The sequence below is a fragment of the Actinoplanes sp. CA-051413 genome, from assembly GCF_050955795.1.
Taxonomy (GTDB): domain Bacteria; phylum Actinomycetota; class Actinomycetes; order Mycobacteriales; family Micromonosporaceae; genus Actinoplanes.
The window spans coordinates 6,646,011-6,667,757 of record NZ_CP192100.1 but is presented as its reverse complement, the minus strand read 5'-3'; the positions used below and the strand labels follow the sequence as shown (position 1 = coordinate 6,667,757).

20 protein-coding genes are annotated in these 21,747 nt (G+C 72.3%); 9 read left to right on the top strand and 11 right to left on the bottom strand.

Features of this window, described 5'->3' with window-relative positions; translation table 11 throughout:
• Positions 1 to 3 precede the first annotated feature (3 nt).
• The 7 genes from ACQP2Y_RS31430 to ACQP2Y_RS31400 are packed head-to-tail and all read right to left on the bottom strand — an operon-like array spanning position 4 to position 7,209.
• On the bottom strand, positions 4 to 768 hold the full coding sequence (locus ACQP2Y_RS31430) for an ABC transporter permease (RefSeq protein WP_433718914.1): 765 nt from the start codon (positions 766 to 768) through the stop codon (positions 4 to 6).
• Positions 765 to 1,646, bottom strand: a complete 882-nt coding sequence (locus ACQP2Y_RS31425; protein WP_433718913.1) for an ABC transporter ATP-binding protein — start codon at positions 1,644 to 1,646, stop codon at positions 765 to 767. The genes ACQP2Y_RS31430 and ACQP2Y_RS31425 overlap by 4 nt, the downstream gene beginning before the upstream one ends.
• Positions 1,643 to 2,485, bottom strand: a complete 843-nt coding sequence (locus tag ACQP2Y_RS31420; RefSeq protein ID WP_433718912.1) for an ABC transporter permease — start codon at positions 2,483 to 2,485, stop codon at positions 1,643 to 1,645. The genes ACQP2Y_RS31425 and ACQP2Y_RS31420 overlap by 4 nt, the downstream gene beginning before the upstream one ends.
• Positions 2,482 to 3,477, bottom strand: coding sequence for a TIGR03842 family LLM class F420-dependent oxidoreductase (locus ACQP2Y_RS31415; RefSeq protein ID WP_433718911.1), 996 nt, complete (start codon positions 3,475 to 3,477; stop codon positions 2,482 to 2,484). Before ACQP2Y_RS31415 ends, ACQP2Y_RS31420 begins: the two co-directional genes overlap by 4 nt.
• Before the next feature lie 2 nt (positions 3,478 to 3,479).
• On the bottom strand, positions 3,480 to 4,964 hold the full coding sequence (locus ACQP2Y_RS31410) for a CoA-acylating methylmalonate-semialdehyde dehydrogenase (protein WP_433718908.1): 1,485 nt from the start codon (positions 4,962 to 4,964) through the stop codon (positions 3,480 to 3,482).
• 8 nt (positions 4,965 to 4,972) lie between these two features.
• Complete coding sequence (hydA, locus tag ACQP2Y_RS31405; RefSeq protein ID WP_433718907.1) at positions 4,973 to 6,373, bottom strand: dihydropyrimidinase; 1,401 nt, start codon at positions 6,371 to 6,373, stop codon at positions 4,973 to 4,975.
• Positions 6,370 to 7,209, bottom strand: coding sequence for a nitrilase-related carbon-nitrogen hydrolase (locus tag ACQP2Y_RS31400; RefSeq protein ID WP_433718905.1), 840 nt, complete (start codon positions 7,207 to 7,209; stop codon positions 6,370 to 6,372). The genes hydA and ACQP2Y_RS31400 overlap by 4 nt, the downstream gene beginning before the upstream one ends.
• A gap of 218 nt (positions 7,210 to 7,427) precedes the next feature.
• On the opposite strand from ACQP2Y_RS31400, the gene ACQP2Y_RS31395 reads away from it, so the two are divergent.
• From ACQP2Y_RS31395 to ACQP2Y_RS31375, 5 genes are all read left to right on the top strand, one after another.
• Positions 7,428 to 8,804: a PLP-dependent aminotransferase family protein gene (locus ACQP2Y_RS31395; protein ID WP_433718904.1), complete on the top strand. Its 1,377-nt coding sequence runs from the start codon at positions 7,428 to 7,430 to the stop codon at positions 8,802 to 8,804.
• A 17-nt stretch (positions 8,805 to 8,821) separates the two neighbouring features.
• On the top strand, positions 8,822 to 10,123 hold the full coding sequence (locus tag ACQP2Y_RS31390; RefSeq protein WP_433718901.1) for an aspartate aminotransferase family protein: 1,302 nt from the start codon (positions 8,822 to 8,824) through the stop codon (positions 10,121 to 10,123).
• Positions 10,124 to 10,279: 156 nt separating this feature from the next.
• The gene (locus ACQP2Y_RS31385) at positions 10,280 to 11,506 is read left to right on the top strand and encodes an anion permease (protein WP_433718900.1); all 1,227 of its coding nucleotides are present in this window, start codon (positions 10,280 to 10,282) and stop codon (positions 11,504 to 11,506) included.
• Between the two features lie 13 nt (positions 11,507 to 11,519).
• Positions 11,520 to 11,831, top strand: coding sequence for a hypothetical protein (locus ACQP2Y_RS31380; protein ID WP_433718898.1), 312 nt, complete (start codon positions 11,520 to 11,522; stop codon positions 11,829 to 11,831).
• A gap of 8 nt (positions 11,832 to 11,839) precedes the next feature.
• Positions 11,840 to 12,163, top strand: coding sequence for a DUF3349 domain-containing protein (locus ACQP2Y_RS31375; protein ID WP_433718895.1), 324 nt, complete (start codon positions 11,840 to 11,842; stop codon positions 12,161 to 12,163).
• 45 nt (positions 12,164 to 12,208) lie between these two features.
• Here the strand turns inward: ACQP2Y_RS31375 and ACQP2Y_RS31370 are convergent, their stop codons facing one another.
• Positions 12,209 to 13,984, bottom strand: a complete 1,776-nt coding sequence (locus tag ACQP2Y_RS31370) for an NAD(P)-binding domain-containing protein (RefSeq protein ID WP_433718894.1) — start codon at positions 13,982 to 13,984, stop codon at positions 12,209 to 12,211.
• A 120-nt stretch (positions 13,985 to 14,104) separates the two neighbouring features.
• Here ACQP2Y_RS31370 and ACQP2Y_RS31365 point away from each other — a divergent pair, with 120 nt between their 5' ends.
• Together ACQP2Y_RS31365 and ACQP2Y_RS31360 are read left to right on the top strand one after the other, a co-directional pair.
• Positions 14,105 to 15,298, top strand: coding sequence for a hypothetical protein (locus ACQP2Y_RS31365; protein WP_433718892.1), 1,194 nt, complete (start codon positions 14,105 to 14,107; stop codon positions 15,296 to 15,298).
• A gap of 77 nt (positions 15,299 to 15,375) precedes the next feature.
• Complete coding sequence (locus ACQP2Y_RS31360; RefSeq protein ID WP_433718891.1) at positions 15,376 to 16,548, top strand: hypothetical protein; 1,173 nt, start codon at positions 15,376 to 15,378, stop codon at positions 16,546 to 16,548.
• A gap of 51 nt (positions 16,549 to 16,599) precedes the next feature.
• On the opposite strand, the gene ACQP2Y_RS31355 is transcribed toward ACQP2Y_RS31360, so the two are convergent.
• A complete protein-coding gene (locus tag ACQP2Y_RS31355) occupies positions 16,600 to 17,130 on the bottom strand; it encodes an RNA polymerase sigma factor (protein ID WP_433718889.1) in 531 nt (176 codons plus the stop codon).
• Positions 17,131 to 17,301: 171 nt separating this feature from the next.
• Between ACQP2Y_RS31355 and ACQP2Y_RS31350 the strand changes: the two genes are divergently transcribed.
• The gene (locus ACQP2Y_RS31350; RefSeq protein WP_433718888.1) at positions 17,302 to 18,612 is read left to right on the top strand and encodes a hypothetical protein; all 1,311 of its coding nucleotides are present in this window, start codon (positions 17,302 to 17,304) and stop codon (positions 18,610 to 18,612) included.
• Here ACQP2Y_RS31350 and ACQP2Y_RS31345 read toward each other — a convergent pair.
• Entirely contained in the window at positions 18,590 to 19,255 is a 666-nt protein-coding gene (locus ACQP2Y_RS31345) for a TetR/AcrR family transcriptional regulator (RefSeq protein WP_433718886.1), read from the bottom strand. The two genes, ACQP2Y_RS31350 and ACQP2Y_RS31345, sit on opposite strands and share 23 nt — an antisense overlap.
• A 100-nt stretch (positions 19,256 to 19,355) precedes the next feature.
• Here ACQP2Y_RS31345 and ACQP2Y_RS31340 point away from each other — a divergent pair, with 100 nt between their 5' ends.
• Positions 19,356 to 20,450 (top strand): hypothetical protein, encoded by a 1,095-nt coding sequence (locus tag ACQP2Y_RS31340; protein WP_433718885.1) that lies wholly within the window; start codon positions 19,356 to 19,358, stop codon positions 20,448 to 20,450.
• A 4-nt stretch (positions 20,451 to 20,454) separates the two neighbouring features.
• Here the strand turns inward: ACQP2Y_RS31340 and ACQP2Y_RS31335 are convergent, their stop codons facing one another.
• A complete protein-coding gene (locus tag ACQP2Y_RS31335) occupies positions 20,455 to 21,720 on the bottom strand; it encodes a family 16 glycoside hydrolase (protein ID WP_433718884.1) in 1,266 nt (421 codons plus the stop codon).
• Between the last annotated feature and the right edge of the window lie 27 nt (positions 21,721 to 21,747).

Below are 21,747 nucleotides of genomic sequence, written 5' to 3'. Positions count from 1 at the left end.
CTCCTAGGAGATGAGGCGGGTTTTCCAGGGCATCGCGATCCGCTCCAGCAGGAGCGTGGCCAGGTAGAAGAACAGTCCGAGCAGGCAGGCGCCGACCACGAAGGCCCAGGCCCGGGGGTACGCGGTGAACGCGGCGGCGGAGGTGATCCGAGCGCCGAGCCCGTCCTGCAGCCCGCCGAAGTACTCGGCGACGACCGCGGCGATGACGGCCAGCGACGACGCCTGTCGCAGGCCGGTGAAGACGAAGGGCAGCGCGCCGGGCAGCCGGACCAGCCGGGTGAAGGTCCAGCCGCCGGCGGCGTAGCTGGTCATCAGCTCCCGGTGGGTCGGGTCGACCTCGCGCAGGCCGCGCAGCGTGTTGATGAAGACCGGGAAGAACACGATGATCCCGGCGACCAGCCGGCGCGGCACACTCGAGGTGGACTCGAACATGTTGTTGAGGATCGGGGCCAGCGCGATGATCGGCAGCGCGTTGAGCACCGCGGCGAGCGGGACGGACACCTCGGAGAGGATCCGGAACCGGCTGGCCGCCATCGCGGCGAGCACCCCGGCGACCGTGCCCCAGGCCAGCCCGACGAGCGCGTTGAGCCCGCTGGCCAGCCCGGCCTCCCACACGTTCTGGCGCTGCACGACCAGCTCGTGCCAGATCGCCGACGGCGCCGGCAGGATGAACGGCGCGATCCGCCCGAGCGTGACGGTCAGCTCCCACGCCACCACCGCCAGGATCCCGAGCAGGACCGGCGGGGCGACGCGGCGCAGGAGATTCACGGCGCGGTCGCTTCGGAGGTACGGGGCGACGGCGCCACAACCGCACCGGCGTCCCCCGCCCCCGCAGTTCCCGACGCCGCACCGGCTTCCACGCCCGGCCCCGCATCCACGCCCGGCCCGGTGCCCCGCAACGCGCGCCGGACCGAGGTGATCGCCGCGAAGTACGCCGGGGACTGCCGGGCCGCGTCGTCGCGGGTGCCCAGCTCGACGTCGATCGTCGCGGTGATCCGGCCCGGCCGCGGTGACATCACCACGACCCGGTCGGACAGGAACACCGCCTCCGAGATGGAGTGCGTGACGAACACGGTGCTGGTGCCGGTCTGCGCGCAGATCGCCAGCAGCTCCGACTGCAGCCGCTCGCGGGTCATCTCGTCGAGCGCGCCGAACGGCTCGTCCATCAGCAGCAGCGGCGGGTGCACGGCCAGGGCCCGCGCGATCGCGACGCGCTGCTGCATCCCGCCGGAGAGCTGGGCCGGATAGTGCCCGGCGAAGTCGGCCAGCCCGACCAGTGCCAGCATCTCCGTGGCCCGGGCCCTGCGTTCGGCCCGGGAGGCGCCCCGCAGCTCCAGCGGCAGCTCCACGTTGCGCTGCACGGTGCGCCATTCGAAGAGGCCGGCCTGCTGGAACGCGATGCCGTACTCCTGGTCCAGCCGGGCCCGGGCGGCCGGTTTGCCGGCCACCTCGACCGTCCCGGCCGTCGCCGGGATCAGGTCGGCGATCAGCCGCAGCAGGGTGCTCTTGCCGCACCCGGACGGCCCGATCAGGGAGACGAAATGCCCGGCCGGGATGGCCAGGTCGATGCCGGTCAGGGCGGTGACCTCGTCGGGCCGGCCCTGGTTGAAGACCTTGGAGACTCCGGAGAGGGACACTGCGGTCACATCGTCACCACCGAGACGCGTCGTCGGTGCCGCATCAGCGGCAGTTCCAGCAGGCTGACCAGGGCGGCGACGATGAGCCCGAGCAGGGCCGCGCCGAGCATGGCGGTGTAGACCTTCGCGGGATCGCTGGTGGCCTCCCGGGAGTATTCGATGATGAGCCGGCCGATGCCGCCGCGCGTACCGGTGGAGATCTCACCGACCACCGCGCCCACGACGGCGGCCGCGCCGGCCAGCCGCAACGCCGGGAACAGGTACGGCAGTGAGGCCGGCAGGCGCAGTTTTACCAGCGTGCGCCACCACCCGGCGGCGTAGCTGCGCATCAGCTCCACGCCGGCCGCCTGTGGCGACTGCAGCCCGCGCAGCATGCCCACGGCGACCGGGAAGAAGGCCAGGTACGCCGCGATCACCGCGACCGTCATCCACTCCGGCCAGACCGTGCCGCCCCACCCGGCGATGAGCGGCGCGAGCGCGACCAGCGGCACGGTCTGCGACAGGATCACGTACGGCAGCAGGCCCCGCTCGACGATCCGGAACCGCTGCATGGCCACCGCCAGCAGCAGGCCGATCACCGCGCCGGCCGCGAAGCCGACCGTGGTGATCCCCAGCGTGAAGAAACTGGCGCTGAGCACCGCCTGCCAGACCGGCCGGCCGCCGGTGAGCTCCGGTCGGCCCAGCCGGCTGAGCATCTCCCACACGTGCGGCATCGACAGGTCGTCGGCCCGGGGCAGGATCCGGACGCCGAACAGCACGGTCCCGTCCGGGTTCCCGACCGCCTTGTAGCCCTCCCAGAGGGCGATGAGCACGACCAGGCCGGCGCCGGCGCTGAGCACACGTCTCACGCGACCACCGGGATGATCTTCTCGCCGTACGCCCGCAGGGTCGCCTCTTTGTCGTCGTGCTGCAGGTAGAGGGCGAACTGGTCGACCCCGATGGCCCGCAGCTCCTCCAGGCGTTGCAGGTGCGCCTCGACCGGGCCCAGCACGCAGAACCGGTCCACCACCTCGTCCGGCACGAACGAGGTGTGCGAGTTGCCGGCCCGGCCGTGCTCGGCGTAGTCGTAGCCCTGCCGGCCCTTGATGTAGTCGGTCAGCACCTGCGGCACCGCGCCGTCGGCGCCGTAGCGGGCGACGATGTCGGCGACGTGGTTGCCGACCATGCCGCCGAACCACCGGGTCTGGTCCCGCTGGTGGGCCAGGTCGTCACCGACGTAGGCGGGCGCGGCGACGCAGAACTTGATGGCCGCCGGGTCGCGGCCGGCCCGCTCCGCGGCGGCCCGGACCGCCTTGATCATCCAGGCCGCGATGTCCGGGTCGGCGAGCTGCAGGATGTAGCCGTCACCCACCTCACCGGTCAGGGCCAGGGCCTTGGGACCGTACGCGGCCACCCACACGTCCAGCCGGCTGTCGGGCGCCCAGGCGAACCGCAGCTCCTGACCGCGCAGCGACACCGTCTCCCCGCCGGCCAGGCCGCGGATCACCCCGATGCTCTCGCGCAGCTGGGCCAGCGAGTTCGGTTGCAGGCCCAGCACCCGCAGCGCCGAGTCGCCGCGGCCGATCCCGCAGATGGTGCGGTTGCCGTACATCTCGTTGAGGGTGGCGAACTGGGACGCGATCACGGTCCAGTCCCGGGTGCCCGGGTTGGTGACCATCGGGCCGACGATCACCCGCTCGGTGTCGGCCAGGATCTTGCTGTAGATGACGAACGGCTCCTGCCACAGCACGTGCGAGTCGAACGTCCACACGTGGCTGTAGCCCAGCTCCTCCGCCTTCTTGGCCCACTCCACCACCTCCAGGGCGGGTGGGTCGCACTGCAGGACGACGCCGATGTCCATGCTCACCGCACCTCCGGGAAGCCCAGGTCGACCGTGGACGAGGCGGGGTCGGGCCAGCGCGAGGTGACCACCTTGCTGCGGGTGTAGAACTGGATGCCCTCGGGGCCGTACATGTGCAGATCGCCGAAGAGCGAGGACTTCCAGCCGCCGAAGCTGTAGTAGGCCACCGGTACGGGCACCGGCACGTTGACGCCGACCATGCCGCAGTTGACGTCGTACTGGAACCGGCGCGCCGCCCCGCCGTCGCGGGTGAAGATCGCCGTGCCGTTGCCGAACTCGTTGTTGTTGACCAGCTCCAGCGCCTGCTCGTAGCTGTCGGTGCGGACGACCGACAGCACCGGGCCGAAGATCTCGTCGGTGTAGAGCGGCGAGTCGGTCGGCACCTTGTCGACCAGCGACGCGCCCAGGAAGAAGCCCGGGCTTCCGCTGATCGGCGCGTCCCGTCCGTCGACGACCACCTCGGCACCGCCGGCGCCGGCCAGGTAGCCGGCCACCTTGTCGCGGTGCTCGCGGCTGATCAGCGGGCCCATCTCGGCCGCCGGGTCACTGGCCGGGCCGACCGTGATCCGGCCGATCCGGTCCTTGATCGCGGCGACCAGCGGGTCACCGACCGCGCCGACCGCCACCACGACCGAGACCGCCATGCAGCGCTCGCCGGCCGAGCCGTACCCGGCGCTGACCGCGGCGTCCGCGGCCGCGTCCACGTCGGCGTCCGGGAGCACGACCATGTGGTTCTTCGCGCCGCCCAGGGCCTGCACCCGCTTGCCGGCCCGGGTGCCCTGCTCGTAGACCGACTTGGCGATCGGCGTGGAACCGACGAACGACAGCGCCTGCACGTCCGGGTGGGCGATCAGCGTCTCGACGGCCTCCCGGTCACCCTGCACGACGTTGAACGCGCCGTCCGGCAGCCCGGCCTGGCGCAGCAGGTCGGCCAGCAGCAGCGAGACCGACGGGTCCTTCTCGCTGGGCTTGAGCACGAAGGTGTTGCCGCAGACCAGGGCGTTGCAGAACATCCACATCGGGACCATGGCCGGGAAGTTGAACGGCGTGATGCCGGCGACCACCCCGAGCGGCTGGCGGATCGAGTAGACGTCCACCCCGGTCGACGCCTGCTCGCTGTACCCGCCCTTGAGCAGGTGCGGCGCGCCCGCGGCGAACTCGATGTTCTCCAGCCCGCGGGCCAGCTCGCCGCCCGCGTCGGCCACGGTCTTGCCGTGCTCCTGGCTCACCAGCGACGCGATCTCCTTGCGGTTCGCGTCGACCAGCTCGCGGAAGCGGAACATGACCTCGGCCCGGCGGGACAGCGACGCCGCCCGCCAGGACGGGAAGGCGCCCTTGGCCGCGGCCACCGCGTGCGCGGTCTCGGCCGCGGTCGCCGCGACGACGTACGCCTGCTGCTCGCCGGTGGCCGGGTCCCAGACCGGCAGCTGCCGGCCGCTGGTGCCCTCGACGGCGGCGCCGTCGATCCAGTGTCTGATCTCGCGCATGTGGCCTCCTAGACCAGGTAGTCCGAGAGTCCCCGGCGGACGTACTGACCGTGGCCCTTGCGGCCCAGGTATTCGCCGCCGCGCACGACGACGGTGCCGCGGGAGATGACGGTGTCGACCTTGCCGTCGATCTCCCAGCCCTCCCAGGCCGAGTGGTCCATGTTCATGTGGTGGGTGGCCGCGCTGATCCGGGTACGGCCGGCCGGGTCGTAGAGCACGATGTCGGCGTCCGAGCCGGGGGCGATGACGCCCTTGCGCGGGTACATGCCGAACATCCGGGCCGGGGTCGTGGCGATGGTCTCCACCCAGCGGGCCAGCGACAGCTTGCCGTCGACCACACCTTGGTAGAGCAGGTCGACGCGGTGCTCGACGCTGCCGATCCCGTTGGGGATCTTGGAGAAGTCGCCCAGGCCCAGCTCCTTCTGGTCCTTCATGCAGAACGGGCAGTGGTCGGTGGAGACCACGGCCAGGTCGTTGGTGCGCAGGCCGCGCCACAGGTCGGCCCGGTGGCTCTCGTGCTTGCTGCGCAGCGGCGTCGAGCAGACCCACTTGGCGCCCTCGAAGCCCGGCGCGCCCAGCTGGTCCTCCAGCGTCAGGTACAGGTACTGCGGGCAGGTCTCGGCGAAGACGTTGCGGCCCTGGTCCCGGGCCGCCGCGACCTGTTCGAGCGCCTTGGACGCGGACAGGTGCACGATGTAGAGCGGGCAGTCCGCGGCCACACTGGCCAGCCAGATCGCCCGGCTGGTGGCCTCGGCCTCCAGTTCCTGCGGGCGGGTCAGGCCGTGGTGGATCGGGTCGGTCTCGCCGCGTTCCAGGGCCTGCTTGACCAGCACGTCGATGGCCGGCCCGTTCTCCGCGTGCATCATGATCATGGCGCCGTTGTCGCGGGCCTTCTGCATCGCCCGCAGGATCTGACCGTCGTCGCTGTAGAACACCCCCGGGTAGGCCATGAACAGCTTGAAGCTGGAGATGCCCTCGTCGGTGACGAGCTGGTCCATGGCCTTGAGCGACTCGTCGGTGACGCCGCCCAGGATCATGTGGAAGCCGTAGTCGATGTGGCAGTTGCCCTCGGCCTTGGCGTGCCAGGCGGCCAGCCCGTCCTGCACGACCTCGCCGTAGCGCTGCACCGCGAAGTCGATGATCGTGGTGACGCCGCCGAAGGCCGCCGCCCGGGTGCCGGTGTCGAAGGTGTCGCTGGCGTGCGTACCGCCGAACGGCAGCTCCATGTGGGTGTGCGCGTCGACGGCCCCGGGGATCACGTACTTGCCGGTGGCGTCGATGGTCTCGATGTCGGCCGGGCCGCGGCCCGGCGCGAACACGGCGGCGATGGTCTCGCCGTCGACCAGCACGTCGGCGGGGGAGGCCCCGGTCGGTCCGACCACCGTGCCGCCCTTGATCACGAAGCTCACGGCGCCACCAGCCCGTCGTAGCTGTCCGGGCGGCGGTCGCGGTAGAACGCCCAGCGGTCCCGGACGGTGGTGAGCAGGTCCATGTCCAGGTCGCGGACGATCAGCTCCGGGTTGTGGGTGTCGCCGACCGCGCCGACGAACTTGCCCTCCGGGTCGACGAAGTAGGACTGGCCGTAGAAGTCGTTGTCGCCGAGCTCCTCCACCCCGGTGCGGTTGATCGCGCCGATGAAGTACTCGTTGGCCACCGCGCTGGCCGGCTGCTCCAGCTGCCACAGGTACGACGACAGGCCCCGGCTGGTCGCCGACGGGTTGAAGACGATCTGCGCGCCGTTCAGGCCCAGGGCCCGCCAGCCCTCGGGGAAGTGCCGGTCGTAGCAGATGTAGACGCCGACCTTGCCGACCGCGGTGTCGAACACCGGGTAGCCCAGGTTGCCGGGGCGGAAGTAGAACTTCTCCCAGAAGCCGTTGACCTGCGGGATGTGGTGCTTGCGGTACTTGCCGAGGTACGAGCCGTCGGCGTCCACCACGGCCGCCGTGTTGTAGAGGACGCCGGGCTGCTCCTGCTCATACATCGGCAGGACCATCACCATGCCGAGCTCGGCGGCCAGGGCCTGGAAGCGTTCGGTGGTCGGGCCGGGGATGGACTCGGCGTACTCGTAGTAGGCCTTGTCCTGGACCTGGCAGAAGTAGGGGCCGTAGAACAGCTCCTGGAAGCAGATCACCTTGGCGCCCTGGGCTGCGGCGTCGCGAGCGTAGTCCTCGTGCGCCTTGATCATCGATTCCTTGTCGCCCGTCCAGTTGGTCTGGACGAGGGCGGCCCGGATGACGTTGCTCATCGCTGCGGCCCCTCTCTGAAATCAGTGGTGGCGTGGGTCACCCCACGATTGTGATCGTCCGTCCACCCGCTGTCATCGTCCCCAGCTCATCGCTTGACATCCGGGGTTGATGTCGTAGGACACTAATGACACAACCACGGGCGGACAATTGCTCGCGTGTAACCAAATGTTTCGGCGACGTAAGAAGCGCGCCGGGCAGCGGCGGGAGGTCGGGCGGTTTGCTGGGGCTCATCACGGGCGCGGTCGACGACCGCAGCGCCCGGGGCATCGCCGCGGCGGTCAGCCGGCTCGTCACCGCCGGTGAGCTGCCGGTCGGGGCGCGGCTGCCCACCGTGCGCGACGTCGCCCGCGAGCTCGGGGTCAGCCCGACCACGGTGAGTGAGGCCTGGCGCAGCCTGAGCCGGGCCGGGGCGATCCAGACCCGTGGCCGCTCCGGCTCGTTCGTCGCCGCCCCGGTCCTGCCCCGCCAGCGCCTGCGGTACGCCCAGCTGCACGGCCTGCTGACCGGGGTGGCCCAGGACTTCTCCACCGGCGTGCCCGACCACGACCTGCTGCCCGGCGTCACCGAGTCGCTCAAGCGCGTCGGGGACGCCCGGCTCACCACGAGTTACCTCGACGCCGCCGTGCTCCCGCCGCTGGAGCGGGTACTGCGACAGCGCTGGCCGTACCCGCCGGATCAACTCACCGTGGTCGACGGCGCGCTCGACGCCCTGGACCGGGTGACCGCCACCCTGGTCCGCTTCGGTGACCACGTGGTGGTGGAGAACCCCGCCTTCCCGCCGATGCTCGACCTGCTCGAGGCGGTCGGGGCCACCGTGGTGGGGGTGCCGATCGACGAGCAGGGGATGTGCCCGGACGCGCTGGGGGAGGCGCTGAAGGCGTACGACCCAGTCGCGGTGTATCTGCAGCCGCGGGCGCACAACCCGACCGGGGTCAGCATGACCGCGCGCCGGGCCGGTGAGCTCGCGGATGCGCTGGCCGCGTACCCGGAGGTCACCATCGTCGAGGACGACCACGCCGGCGACATCGCCACCGCGCCCCCGGTCAGCCTGGGCAGCCGGCTGCCGGACCGTACCGTGCACGTCGCGAGCTTCTCCAAGAGCCACGGCCCGGACCTGCGGCTGGCCGCCCTGGCCGGTCCGGCGCCGCTGATCACCGCGGTGGCCGACCGGCGGCTGCTCGGGCCCGGCTGGTCCAGCCGCCTGCTCCAGGCGGTGCTGCTCGACCTGCTCACCGACGCCGACGCGATCGCCCAGGTCGCCGCCGCCCGCCAGGCCTACGCCGAGCGCCGGTCGGCCCTGCTCACCGCCCTGGCCGCGCACGGCGCCACGGCGACCGCCGCGGACGGCATCAACCTCTGGCTGACCGTCGAGGATCAGCAGATGGCCATGCTCGCCCTGGCCGCGCACGGCATCGCGGTCGCCCCGGGCGCGCCGTTCGAGGTCACCGGGCTCGGCGCCGAGCACGTCCGGGTCACCGCCGGGCTGGTCCGCGACGACTTCGACTCCCTGGCCCGGACCCTTGCTTCCGCCGCCGGCGCGTCCGCGCGCGGCAGCGGCCCCCGTTCCCGCCCGCACCCGCGGGGCTGGCGCTGACTCCCTTGGAGGACCCCGTGACCGATGACCTGCTCGCCCGGCACCAGGCCGTGCTGCCCTCCTGGGTGACGACCTACTACGGCGACGACGCGATCGAGCTCGTGCGTGGCTCCGGCCGCCGGGTGACCGACGCGAACGGCCGCAGCTACCTGGACTTCTTCGGCGGCGTGCTGACCAACATGCTGGGCTACGACATCGCCGAGGTGCGCGAGGCCGTGGAGCGCCAGCTGGCCACCGGCATCGTGCACAGCTCGACGCTGTACCTGATCCGGCAGCAGGTCGAGCTGGCCGAGAAGATCGCCCGGGTCTCCGGCATCCCCGACGCGCGGGTCTTCTTCACCAACTCCGGCACCGAGGCCAACGAGGCCGCGCTGATGTTCACCACCAACTTCCGCCGGTCCAACCAGATCCTGGCCATCCGCAACAGCTACCACGGCCGGTCCTTCGCGGCGATGGCGATCACCGGGCACCGCAGCTGGTCGGCCAGCGCGCTGAGCCCGATCTCGGTGTCCTGGCTGCACTCCGGCGAACGCCTGCGCGGCCGGATGAAGGGCCTGTCCGACAGCGAGCACATCGACGCCGCGGTCGAGGACCTGCGCGAGGTGCTGGCCACCACCACCGCGGGCGACGTCGCGGCGCTCATCGCCGAGCCGATCCAGGGCGTGGGCGGCTTTGTGCACGCCCCGGACGGGCTGCTCGGCGCGCTGAAGAAGGAGCTCGACAACCACGGCATCCTGCTGATCGCCGACGAGGTGCAGACCGGCTGGGGCCGTACCGGTGAGCACTTCTGGGGTTATCAGGCGCACGACGTGCAGCCCGACCTGATCACCTTCGCCAAGGGCATCGGCAACGGCTTCGCGCTGGCCGGCGTCGTGGGCCGCGCGGAGCTGGTCAACGCGGTCCCGGCGACCAGCTTCTCCACCTTCGGCGGCAACCCGGTCTCCACGGCCGCGGGCAACGCGGTGCTGGACTACGTGCTCGACCACGACCTGCAGGCCAACGCGAAGCGCACCGGCACGATCCTGCTCGACGGCCTGCGCGCGGCGGCCGCCGGGACGAAGATCGTGGGGGAGGTCCGCGGCCGCGGTCTGATGATCGGCATCGAGTTCGTCCGGCCGGGCACCACCGAGCCGGACCCGGCCGCGACCATGCGGGTCTTCGACGAGTGCCGCAAGGGCGGCCTGCTGGTCGGCAAGGGCGGCCTGTACGGCAACGTGCTGCGGATGGGCCCGCCGCTGACCCTGACCGAGGACGAGGCCCGCGAGGGCCTGGGCATCCTGGTGGAGGCGATCCGCACGGCCGACGCCGAGGCGTTCTGAGCCGGCGGCCGCCGGGCGATCACCCGTCCCGTGACGATGGCGACGGGTGATCGACCGGTGGCGTTGCGGCGACCACGGCGGCGCTCCCGATGAGATTTCCCACGTGTTACCGATCTGCCTCTGTTGCTGCTTGATCCGGGGCGTCACCATCTGCGTGTGACAGACACTTCCGTGATACTCGCCCTGGTGGTCATCGCCGCCCTCGGGTTCGATTTCACGAACGGGTTCCACGACACCGCCAACGCGATGGCCAGCTCCATCGCCACCGGGGCCCTGCGGCCCAAGACCGCCGTCGCGCTCTCCGGCATCCTCAACCTCATCGGCGCCTTCCTGTCCGTGGAGGTCGCCCTCACGGTCACCAACGCCGTCGTCAAGATCCAGAGTTCCTCCGGCGCCCCGCGGCCGGAGCTGCTGGCCGACGGCGGGACGGCGCTGCTGCTGATCGTCCTGGCCGGCCTCGTGGGCGGCATCGTCTGGAACCTGCTGACCTGGCTGCTGGGTCTGCCCTCCAGCTCCTCGCACGCGCTGTTCGGCGGCCTCATCGGGGCCAGCGTCGCGGGCCTGGGCTGGGCCGGGGTCAACTGGACCGGCGACGGCAGCAAACTGGACGGTGTCGTCGGCAAGGTCATCCTGCCCGCGCTCATCTCGCCGGTCATCGCCGGTGTGGTCGCCGCCGCCGGCACCTGGCTCGTCTACCGGGTCACCGTCGGGGTGGCCCAGCGCTTCACCGACAACGGCTTCCGGTGGGGCCAGGTCGGCAGCGCCTCGCTGATCTCCCTCGCGCACGGCACGAACGACGCCCAGAAGACGATGGGCGTGATCACCCTGGCCCTGATCGCCGCCGGCGACTGGACCGACACCGCGACCATCCCGTTCTGGGTGAAGGCCGCCTGCGCCGTGGCGATCGCGCTCGGCACCTACCTCGGCGGCTGGCGGATCATCCGGACCCTGGGCAAGGGCCTGGTCGAGATCGCCCCGCCGCAGGGCCTCGCGGCCGACTCGGCGTCGGCGACCGTCATCCTGGCCTCCAGCCATCTCGGCTTCGCGCTGTCCACCACGCACGTCGCGACCGGCTCGATCCTCGGCTCGGGCGTCGGGCGCCCCGGTGCCCGGGTGCGCTGGCGGGTGGCCGGCCGCCTGGTCGCGGCCTGGCTGATCACCCTGCCGGCAGCCGCGATCGTCGGCGCCGCGATGTGGTGGGTGGGCAACCTGCTCGGCGGTGGCCTGGCCGGCTCGATCGTCATCTTCGTCATCCTGGTGGCGCTGTCCGGGTTCATGTATCTGCGCTCACGCCGGGAACGGGTCGACCACCACAATGTCAACGACGACTGGGGCGGCGCCCCGGCGGTGACCGAGCCCGTGCCGGCCGGCACCGCGAGCTGAAGGGGGTCCGGAGATGCACAACCTGGGATTCGCCCTCGAGGGCGCCTGGAAAGTCCTGCTCGCCGGCCTGCTCCTCGGGGCCGGCCTGCCGATGCTCTTCGCCCTGGGGGTCCGCTCACTGGCGTACGGCGCCGGCCGGGCCGCCGAGGTGGACGACTCCGGCGTGACCGGCGCGACGACCCGCCCGGTCGGCACGATCGTCGGCTACGCCCTCTTCGGTGTCGTGGTGCTCGGCGTGCTGCTGGGCATCGCGTTCATCGTGGCCGGTGGCTTCGGCAAGACGCTGAGCTTCACGCACGTCTTCCCGGCCATCGTGGACAAGTAGCGGTCGCGATGGGTGACCTGCGCGCGAACTTCATGACCCGGGCCGTCGAGTGGCTGCGCGCCGGCTACCCGACCGGTGTGCCGCGCGGGGACTACGTGGCCCTGCTCGGGGTGCTGCGCCGCAAGCTGACCGAGGAGGAGGTCCGCAAGATCGCCGTTGATCTCGCGGACCAGTCCGTGCTGGCCGGTGACGACCCGATCAGCACCGCCGACATCGAGCAGATGATCAGCTCGTCGCTGTTGCAGGAGGCCACTCCCGAGGACGTGGTCCGGGTCTCGGCCCGGCTCGCCGCCGGCGGCTGGCCGCTGGTCGACCCGCCCGAGGGCGACTGACCCCGGTGGACGCCGGGCCCGGACGACCGGGCCCGGCGGGCACGGTCAGCCCGGGTGGTGCACCTCGGCCAGCCGGTAGACCGGTGTCGGCAGGCCCTCGTAACGCGCCTTGAGCTGCAGGGCCAGGTAGAGCGAGTAGTGCCGCGACTGGTGCAGGTTGCCGCCGTGGAACCACAGGTTCTCCTGCCGGGTCGGCTTCCACATGTTGCGCTGCTCGCCCTCCCACGGCCCGGGGTCCTTGGTGGTGCCCGAGCCCAGGCCCCACACCTTGCCGACCCGGTCCGCGGTCTCCCGGTCGACCAGGTCGGCGACCCAGCCGTTCATCGAGCCGTAGCCGGTGGCGTAGACGACCAGGTCCGCCTCGAGCTCGGTGCCGTCGGCCAGCACCACGGACGTCTCGGTCAGGTGGTCGACCTGGCCGTGGGCCAGCTTGATCCGGCCGTCGGCGACGAGCTCGGCCGCGCCCACGTCGATGTAGTAGCCGGAGCCGCGGCGCAGGTACTTCATGAACAGCCCGGACCCGTCGTCGCCCCAGTCGTGCTGGAAGCCGGCCTTCTCCAGGCGGGTGTAGAAGTCGTGGTCGCGCTCGGCCATCTGCTCGTACAGCGGGATCTGGAACTCGTGCATGATCCGGTACGGCAGCGACGCGAAGATCAGGTCGGCCCGTTCGGTGCTGACCCCCGCCTCGACGGCCTCCTCGGAGTAGAGCGCGCCCAGCCCGATCTCCATCAGCGACGCGGACTTGACGATGTGCGTCGAGGAACGCTGGACCATGGTCACGTCGGCGTCGTGCTCCCACAGCGCCCCGCAGATGTCGAAGGCCGAGTTGTTCGAGCCGATCACCACCACCTTGCGCCCCCGGTACGCCTCCGGTCCCGGATGCCGGCTGGAGTGGTGCTGCTCGCCGCGGAACACGTCCTGGCCGGGCAGGCTCGGATAGTTGGCCTTGCCGGACATGCCGGTGGCGAACACCAGCTGGGCCGGGCGCAGCTCCACCGACTCGCCGTCGCGGTCCACCGTGACCTGCCACCGGCCCGCCTCGGCGTCGTAGCGGGCCGATCGGACCTCCGCCTTCGACCAGTACGGCACCTCCATGACCCGGGTGTACATCTCCAGCCAGTCGGCGATCTTGTCCTTGGGCGCGAACACCGGCCAGTTCCTCGGGAACGGCAGGTACGGCAGGTGGTCGTACCAGACCGGGTCGTGCAGACAGAGGCTCTTGTAGCGGCCGCGCCACTGGTCGCCGGGGCGCTCGTGCCGGTCCAGCACCAGCGCCGGTACGCCGAGCTGCCGCAGCCGGGCACCCAGGGCGATGCCACCCTGCCCGCCGCCGATGACGACCACGTACGGCTGGCGCTCGTACCCCAGGGTCTGCTCCTCGGTCTCCCGCTCCTCGCGCCAGGAGCGGCGCCCGGGCCGCAACTCGTGCTCGACGCCCTGCGGCCGGCCCTCCTCGAAGCCCTTGAGCTCGCGCAGCGTGGTCAGCAGCGTCCAGGCCCGGCCGTCGCGCAGCCGCAGGTGCCCGGTGCCGCGCCCGACGCGGGTCTCGAAGCGCAGCCATGCCTCGGTGACCCCGTCGGTCTCGGCCGGTTCGCCGTCGATCGTGAAGCCGCCCGGGTCCACGTCGTCGAGGCGGGTGGTGAGCAGGTCGGTCACGCCGTCCGGGCCCTCCACCGTGGTGATGTTCCAGGAGAACGCGACCAGGTCGCGCCAGAAGCTGTCGGCGCCGAACAGGGCGGCGGCCCGCGGGACGTCCCGGTCGTGCAGCGCGGCCTCGAACGCCGTGAGCCACGCCTGGACCCGCTCTCGTGTCTCTGTCATGCCTGCAAGCACACGACCGGCGCCCCGGGCCGCACCAGGGTTGCAAGGAGTTGCACACGACGGGTGTGGCGGCGGTCACAGCGGGCGGGTTACGCTCGCCGGGTCGGGAGGAGGCCGGGCGTGGGCGAGCTGAGCGCGGTCCGGCCCGGCACGGATCTGTCGCGGCACGCCCGCGAGCTGGTCCGGGTGCACGACGCGGTGCTCGGCGGCCGCAGCGCGCCGGCCCGGCCCCGGGCCGTGGTCGCCCGTTCCTGGTCGCGGGTCCTGCGCACCGGGCTCGACCCGGACGGCGCCAACGCCCGCGACCCGCATCCCCGCGAAGAGGTCGAACGCCGCCGCCGCGAGTCCCCGCTGCATCTGATCGTCGGCGAGCTGGCCCAGGTGATCCGGCACGTCGCCCTGCTGGTGGTGACCGACGCCGACGGCGTGATCCTGTGGCGGGTCGGCGGACCCGCCGTGCTGCGCCGCGCTGACACGCTCGGGTTCGGCGAGGGCGCGACCTGGACCGAGTCCACAGTGGGCACCAACGCCATCGGCACCGCGCTGGTCGAGGCGGCGCCGGTGCAGTTGTTCTCCGCCGAGCACTTCGAGCAGGCGCAGCACGCCTGGTACTGCAGCGCCCACCCGATCCACGACCCGCGCACCGGGGAGCTGCTGGGCATCGTCGACGTCAGCGGGCCGGCGCTCACCCTGCACCCGGCGATCGCGGCGCTGGTCGAGACCGGCGTACGGCTGGCCGAGTCGCAACTGTGGCGTCATCACGCGGCCCGGCTGGACCGCCTGCGCCGCTCGGCCGAGCACGTCGTCAGCACCGCGACGGGCCCGCTGCTGGTCGTCGACGACCACGGCTGGGTCGCGCACCACACGGGCGTGGCCGTCCGTGACCGGATCGCCGTGCCCCGGGCGGACACCGCCCTGGCCGTGCCGGGCCTCGGACTGTGCCTGCCGGAGCGGCTCGCCGAGGGCTGGATCGTGCGCCCGGCCGGTCCGGCGGCCGGCATCCGGGCCTCGCTGGACTGCACGGGCGCGCCGGTGCTGTCGGTGGCGGGGGAGGACTCGCTGTGGCGCGCGCCCCTGACCCGCCGGCACGCCGAGATCCTGACGCTGCTGCACGCCGCCGGGCCGCAGGGGATGAGCGCCGGCCGCCTCAGCCGCGCGCTCTACGGCGACGACGCCCACGTGGTGACCGTACGGGCCGAGGTCTCCCGGCTCCGCAAGGCCATCGGTGCCCTGGTGGCGACCGGTCCGTACCGGCTGGCGCCCGGCGTCAGCTGGGAGGTCGTGGGTGCGGCCGGGCCGGTGTCGGAGGTCTGAAAATTGTTTTGATCCATTCTGGGAGCGCTTCCGTATTGAGGACCGAGGTCCTACGACAGGAAGGCTCAGGCGACAGAATGAATCGCTCCCGTACTCCCGCCCGGCGCTGGCAGATCGCCGGTGTAGGCGCAGTCGCCGTGGCACTCGTCGGCGTCGGCCTGGGTGTGGCATCCGCCGACGAATCCACCGTCCCCACGGTCAACTGCCCGGCCGTCGCCGGTTCCCTCGGTGCCGTGCCGGCGCAGGCCCAGGCGGAGATCCAGCGCAACCTGGCCCTGCTGAACACGCAGATCGCCGAGGCCAACAAGCGCCTGATCACCAGCCAGGGTGAGGGTGGCAAGAACTTCATTCAGAACGCGATTCTCGGGCCTCTGAAGGACAAGCGCGTCGCGACCATCAACCGGATGGCGACCGCGATCGGCCGCAACGCGGCCAAGCCGCAGCTCGACGTGCAGACGCTCGCCACCTGCTCGCTGAACGCGAACGGCGGCGGCGCGGCCGCGACCGAGCCCACCGAGGTGCCCGCGGCCGGTGGTGCCGGCTCCGGTGCCGACGGCGGCGCGGCCGCTGGCGCCCCGACGGTGAACTGTCCCGCGGTCGCCGGTGAACTGGGTGCCGTGCCCGCGCAGGCCCAGGCCGAGATCCAGCGCAACCTGGCCCTGCTCAACACGCAGATCGCCGAGGCCAACAAGCGCCTGATCACCAGCCAGGGTGAGGGTGGCAAGAACTTCATTCAGAACGCCATCCTCGGCCCGCTGAAGGACAAGCGCGTCGCGACAATCAACCGGATGGCGACGGCGATCGGCCGCAACGCCGCGAAGCCGGTGCTGAACGTGAACGCCCTGGCGACGTGCTCGCTCAACCAGAACGGCGGCGGCAACGCGGCTCCCGAGCCGGCGACCGTCCCGGCCGGCAACAACGCCGGTGGCAACAACGGGGGTGGCAACAACGCGGGCTCCGTGCCGACCGTCAACTGCCCCGACGTGACCGGCCTGCCGGCCATCCCGGCGCAGGCGGCGGCCGAGGTCACCCGCAACCTGGAGCTGCTCGACACCCAGATCGCCGAGGCGAACGCGCGGATCGCGTCCAGCGTCGGCCAGGGCGGCCCGGCGTTCATCCAGAACGCGATCCTCGGCCCGCTGGCCGACAAGCGGGTCGCGACGCTCAACCGGATCGAGACGGCGATCGGCCGCAACGCGCCGAAGCCCGAGGGTCTCGAGAAGTTCGGCACCTGCTCGCTGAACGAGTAACCAGACGGCACAGCACTGCCGATGATGGGGTCACCGCTCGCGGTGGCCCCATCAGGCTGTCAGCAGCTTGCGCAACTCCCGCCGGGCCTGGTGGATCCGGGACTTGACGGTGCCCTCCGGCACCTGGTGCAGCGCCGCGATCTCGGCGTAGCTCAGGTCCAGCACGTCGCGCAGCGCCACCGACTCGGCCAGCTCCGGCCGCAGCCGGGCCAGGGCGTCCAGCAGGTCCAGCCGGGTCGTCGCGACCATGCTGGTCCGGCGCGGGTCGGCCACGTCGGCCAGCACGTCGGTGCTGTCGGTGGGGCCGGCCGGCCGGGACCGGCGGTACGCCGAGCGGGCCCGGTTGGTGGCCAGGCGGTACATCCACGTCCGGAAGGCGCTGCGGCCCTCGAAACGGGGCAGGCCACGGGCGACGGCCAGCAGGGTGTCCTGGCACGCCTCCTCGGCGTCCTCGCGGTTGGGCAGCAAGCGGGCACAGACCCGCAGCACTTCGGGGCGGACCGTCACCAGGAGCACATTGAGGGCGGCCAGATCGCCGGAGGAGGCGATGCGGGCCAGGTCTTCGACATCGGGAGCGTGCATAGCGCGTCCTCTCCGCGCTCAGTATGCATCCGGGGTGCACGACCCGATGTCCCCCGCTCGTGCCACGTTCCGTAGCTGTACGGCGACAGTCAGGTAGGCGACAGTAGCGAACCACAGCGGCGCACCGGTGGACGAACTTGCTGACCGTCCACCGATGAAGCGGAGCTCGACATGTACGCACCCGCACCGAAATCCCTCGCCCTCGCCGTGGTGTTGTCCGGGGCGCTGGTCGCCACCGCGACGCCGCCCGCCTGGGCCGGCGCCACGGCACACCGCCCGGCCCTGGTCTCGGCGGACAAGTCACCGCCGCAGATACGAGACGTCCGGTTCTCCCGCACGGCCGTCGCGGTCCGGGGGCTCGCCGTCGTCCCCGTACGGGTGTCCCTGCGGCTCACCGACCCGTCTGGTGTGCTGGACAACCCGCACGACATGAACCCGTCCCCGCAGCTGACCCTCGGGCCGGTCCCGGGCTTCCAGTCGAAGCTGCGGCCGGTGCTGACGCGCACCTCGGGAACGGCGACCGACGGCACCTGGAGCGCGACCGTCAACGTGCCGTCCACCTGGAACGGCACCGTGCGGATCGTCTCGGCCGGGGCGTCGGACACGGCCGGCAACACGGTCACCAAGGCGCTGTCCGGAGCCGCGTCCCCCAAGCTGCGGGTACGGGGCACCCACCGGCCCGCCGTGACGTTGCGCTATTCGCTGCTGGACGGGGGCGGGTTCCGGATCCACGGGCGCGCCTACTTCACCGACACCGGGCGGCCGCTGCGGTCGAAGGCGCTGGCCACCGCGTACGACAGCAACTGTGATTTCGACGGGGGTGCGGCCAACAACGTCGTCACCGATGCCCAGGGCAACTACGAGAAGCTCTTCCGTAACGGCGGCGCCGGTGCTGCCGGTTGTGTCGCGCTGATCGGGCGGGCCGCGCCCCATCAGCGGCCGACGATGCTCACCTACCGCATCGCGTCCGCGCCGAACTACGCCGTGCCCGCCGCCGCTATGCTCCAGCCGGCGGATCTGAACGGGGCGGACACCACGACGGTCACCGACGACTACTGGGCCGCGTTGCAGCCTCCGCAGCCGTGTGGCCCGTACTCCTCGGCCGGGCTGCGCCGGGAGCACCGGACCGTGCAGGCGATGATCGGGGTGGACAACCGCCCGTCGGTGATCGTGAACGACGTGGCGACGTACGCGTCCGACGGTGCTCACCGGTATCTGACGCAGCTGCGCAAGGCTGTGGCGACCTGTGGCCACGGATGGTCTGTCGTCGGCACCGGCGTGGCCGGCGATGAGTCGCTGCTGCTGCGGCACCGGGAGTACATCGACTACGCCGAGACGGACAAGGACACCTATGTGGTGGTGGCCCGGACCGGTCGTGCCGTCGTGGTCGTGGCCGACACGGGCTGGGAGACCGGCGACGGGCACGAGGCAGTGGCCCGGCGGCTGAGTGTGGTGGCAGTCAAGCGCGCGGCCGTTCTTTAGGCCGTCCTGATCGGACAGTGGATTCACCGGTGAGCGTGGCCGCGGCGGACATTCCCGTCGCGGTCACTGCCGGGTCCGGAACGTGCAGCACCGTCCGCAGTGCGGCCAGCGCCTCCTCGGCGAAGTGCCACAGTGGCCGGTCGCCGTCCTGGTCGAGCCACTGCTGGATCGACACGTGCAGCAGGGTCACGCCGGTCTCGGCGAGCAGTGCCGCGGTCATCGCCGGCACCCCACGCTCGCGGAAGCCCGCGCTGATCGCCTCGCAGATGCCCGCTCGCTTGCGCAGCTCCCGCTCGCCCAGGCCGGGGTCGGAACGCACGATCTCGCGGCGCCGGCGCACCTCGTCCCGCCGGCCCTCGAACCAGGTGTCCGCCACGGTCCGCAGCGCGCCGACGATCAGCCCGAGGGGGTCGGCCGCCGGGGGCGCCTCGGCGATCATGCGGCGCGCCAGCTCGGGCAGCTCGTGCTCGCCGGCGAAGAGAACCTCGCGCTTGTCGGCGTAGTGCCGGAAGAAGGTGCGGGTGGTGAGCCCGGCCCGGGCGGTGATCTGCGGAACCGTCGTGGCGGCGAAGCCCTGCTCGGCGAAGAGCTCGAGAGCGGCCTGCTCGAGCCGTTCCCGCGCGTCCGGACGCCATCTGCTCACCGGGCCGATCCTACCCTGATGACACGCGATGCCATCGCGGTGTACGTTGACGACATCGCGTGTCATCATTAGGCGCCGGTGAAGAAGCGGAGACAGCGTCATGGATGCAGAGGTCTGGGTTCTGGGCGGCACCGGTCGCAGTGGTCGGGCCGTCGCGGTCGAGCTGGCCCGGCGCGGGGTGCCCGCGGTCCTGGTCGGGCGGGACGCGAGCCGCCTGGCCGCCGCCGCACAGCCGACCGGCAGCCGGACGGTCGTGGCCGGCTCGGTCGACGCCACCGCCGCGGAGATCCGGCGGCAGCGCCCGGCCGTGGTCATCAGCACGGTCGGGCCGTTCACCACGACGGCGGGGCCGATCATCGACGCCTGCCTGCCCGGCAGCCACTACGTCGACCTGGCCAACGACGTCGCCGCGGTCTCCGCCACGCTCGGCCGGCACGACGCGGCGACCGGCGCCGGCCGCACCCTGGTCACCGGCGCCGGGTTCGGCGTGACTGCCACGGAGAGCGTCGTCGTGAAGCTGTGCGCGGACCGTCCCGCCCCGCTGCGGGTCCGGGTCGACATGGTGCCCTCGCTGGCGATCGAGGCCGGCGTCGTCGGGACGGCCCTGGCCGGCACCATCCTGGACGGCCTGCCCGGCGTCCCCGGCGGCGGCCGCTTCCAGGGCCGGCAGATCGCGGACGGCCGGCTGGCCCCGGCCCGGATCGGCGGCGAGGCCCGGCGCCTCACCCTGCCGGACGGCACCGAGGTGACCACGGCGAGCATGCCGCTCGGCGAGCTGCTCGCAGCCCAGCGGGCGAGCGGCGCCCGCTTCGTGGTCTCCGCGTCCAGCGAGGCGCCCTCCGCGCCGGTGGTCCGGGCGGTGCTGCCGGCCGCCCTCGCGATGCTGAAGTGGGCGCCGCTGCGCGAGTTCGCCAAGCGCCGGCTCGCCGGGGTGCGCATCAAGGCGGCGGACCGCCCGCGCGAGCACTCCTGGGGGCACGCGGTCGTGACCTGGGCGGACGGCGAGACCCGGGAGGGCTGGTTGCGGCTCGGCGAGGCTCAGGCGTACACCGGCGCGGTGCCGGCGGAGATCGCCCGCCGGCTGCTGGCCGGTGACGGACGGCCGGGCGCCTATACGCCGGCCGCCCTCTTCGGTGCCGGGCTGGCCGAGGCCTGCGGCGGCGAATACCTGCCGGCCGGGTCGGGCCGGCGCTGAGTGCTCAGCCGCCGGCCGTCGGCGTGGGCGTCGCCGCCGGACCGTACGGCACCAGCGCGCTCGACGACGAGTTCCAGGCACCGTCGTAGGCGATGACCCGGACCAGGGGATTGCTGCCGGTCACCGTCACCACCGCCGACGGCTCGGTCACCTTGGCCAGCAGCCGGACCTCGTCGATGTTGACCACCAGGAGCACGTGGTACTCGCGGACGCCGACGTTGTCGGTGGCCGGCGTCCAGCTCAGCACGTCCGGCCCGGTCCGCACGGGGTTGCCCGGCGCAGTCGGCGGAACGGTGTCGTCGCCGGTCTTCGGGAAGCTCGGCGGCTGCGGGATCGTCACCCGGGACGACGGTTGTGACAGGTTGCCGGCCGCGTCCCGGGCCGCGACCGAGAAGTGGATCGAGGCGGCGGCCGGGTTGAGGGTGAGCGTGACCGGGCCGGTGCCGGTGACCGTCCGCACCGGATACTGCTGGTAGAACTGCTCGCCCTGGTAGACCACGTACTCGGTCACGCCGACGTTGTCGACGGTCGGTGGCCAGGTGAGGGTCGCGGTGGCCGGGGTGACGGTCACGGACGGCCTGCCCGGAATGAGCGGGGCCTGCGTGTCCGGCGTGCTCGCCGCGTACGACTGCACCCGCACGTCGTCGAACGAAGCGGTCGCGGACGTGGTCGCCAGCCCGGCCCGGCCCCGGCGCAGCCGGGTGTCGGTGGCCGTCAACAGCGGCGCGCCGTTGACCACACCGACCAGCCGGTCGCCCTTGACCACCAGCGTCAGCGAGCGCCACACCTGCGGGTACGACGGGTAGCTCGCCGACGCCAGCGGGGTGGACCGGCCGCCGCTCACCCGGCCGAGCTCGACCGTGTCGTCGGCGCGGCTCGCCAGGTAGTAGTGGCTGCCGTCGCTCTGGATCCGGGCCAGCACGGCGGTGGAAGAACCCGCGTCCCCGGTGAGCTGCTTGACCCGGGTGCTCACCGAGTAGTCCGCCCAGGCCGGCTCGCCGGCCCGCGCGAGTGCCCGGGTGCTCGTAGCGCTCTGCTGCAGAACACCGGTCTCGTCCGTGGCCACCGCCCAGCGCCCGCCGGTCGTCCGCCACCCGTTCGCGTCGCCGTCCTCGAAGTCGTCACTGAGCAGCACCGGCGCGGCGGCCACAGCCCCGGCCGGTTCGGGCCGCAGCAGCGCGGGCGCTGCGACGAGCAGGAGCGCGACCAGGCCGGCCCCGAGCAGCCGGCGGGTCGACGGGGGAACGGCCGGTCCTGCGGATGCGCCCATGTCGCGCACTGTAGGACCGGCCATTCA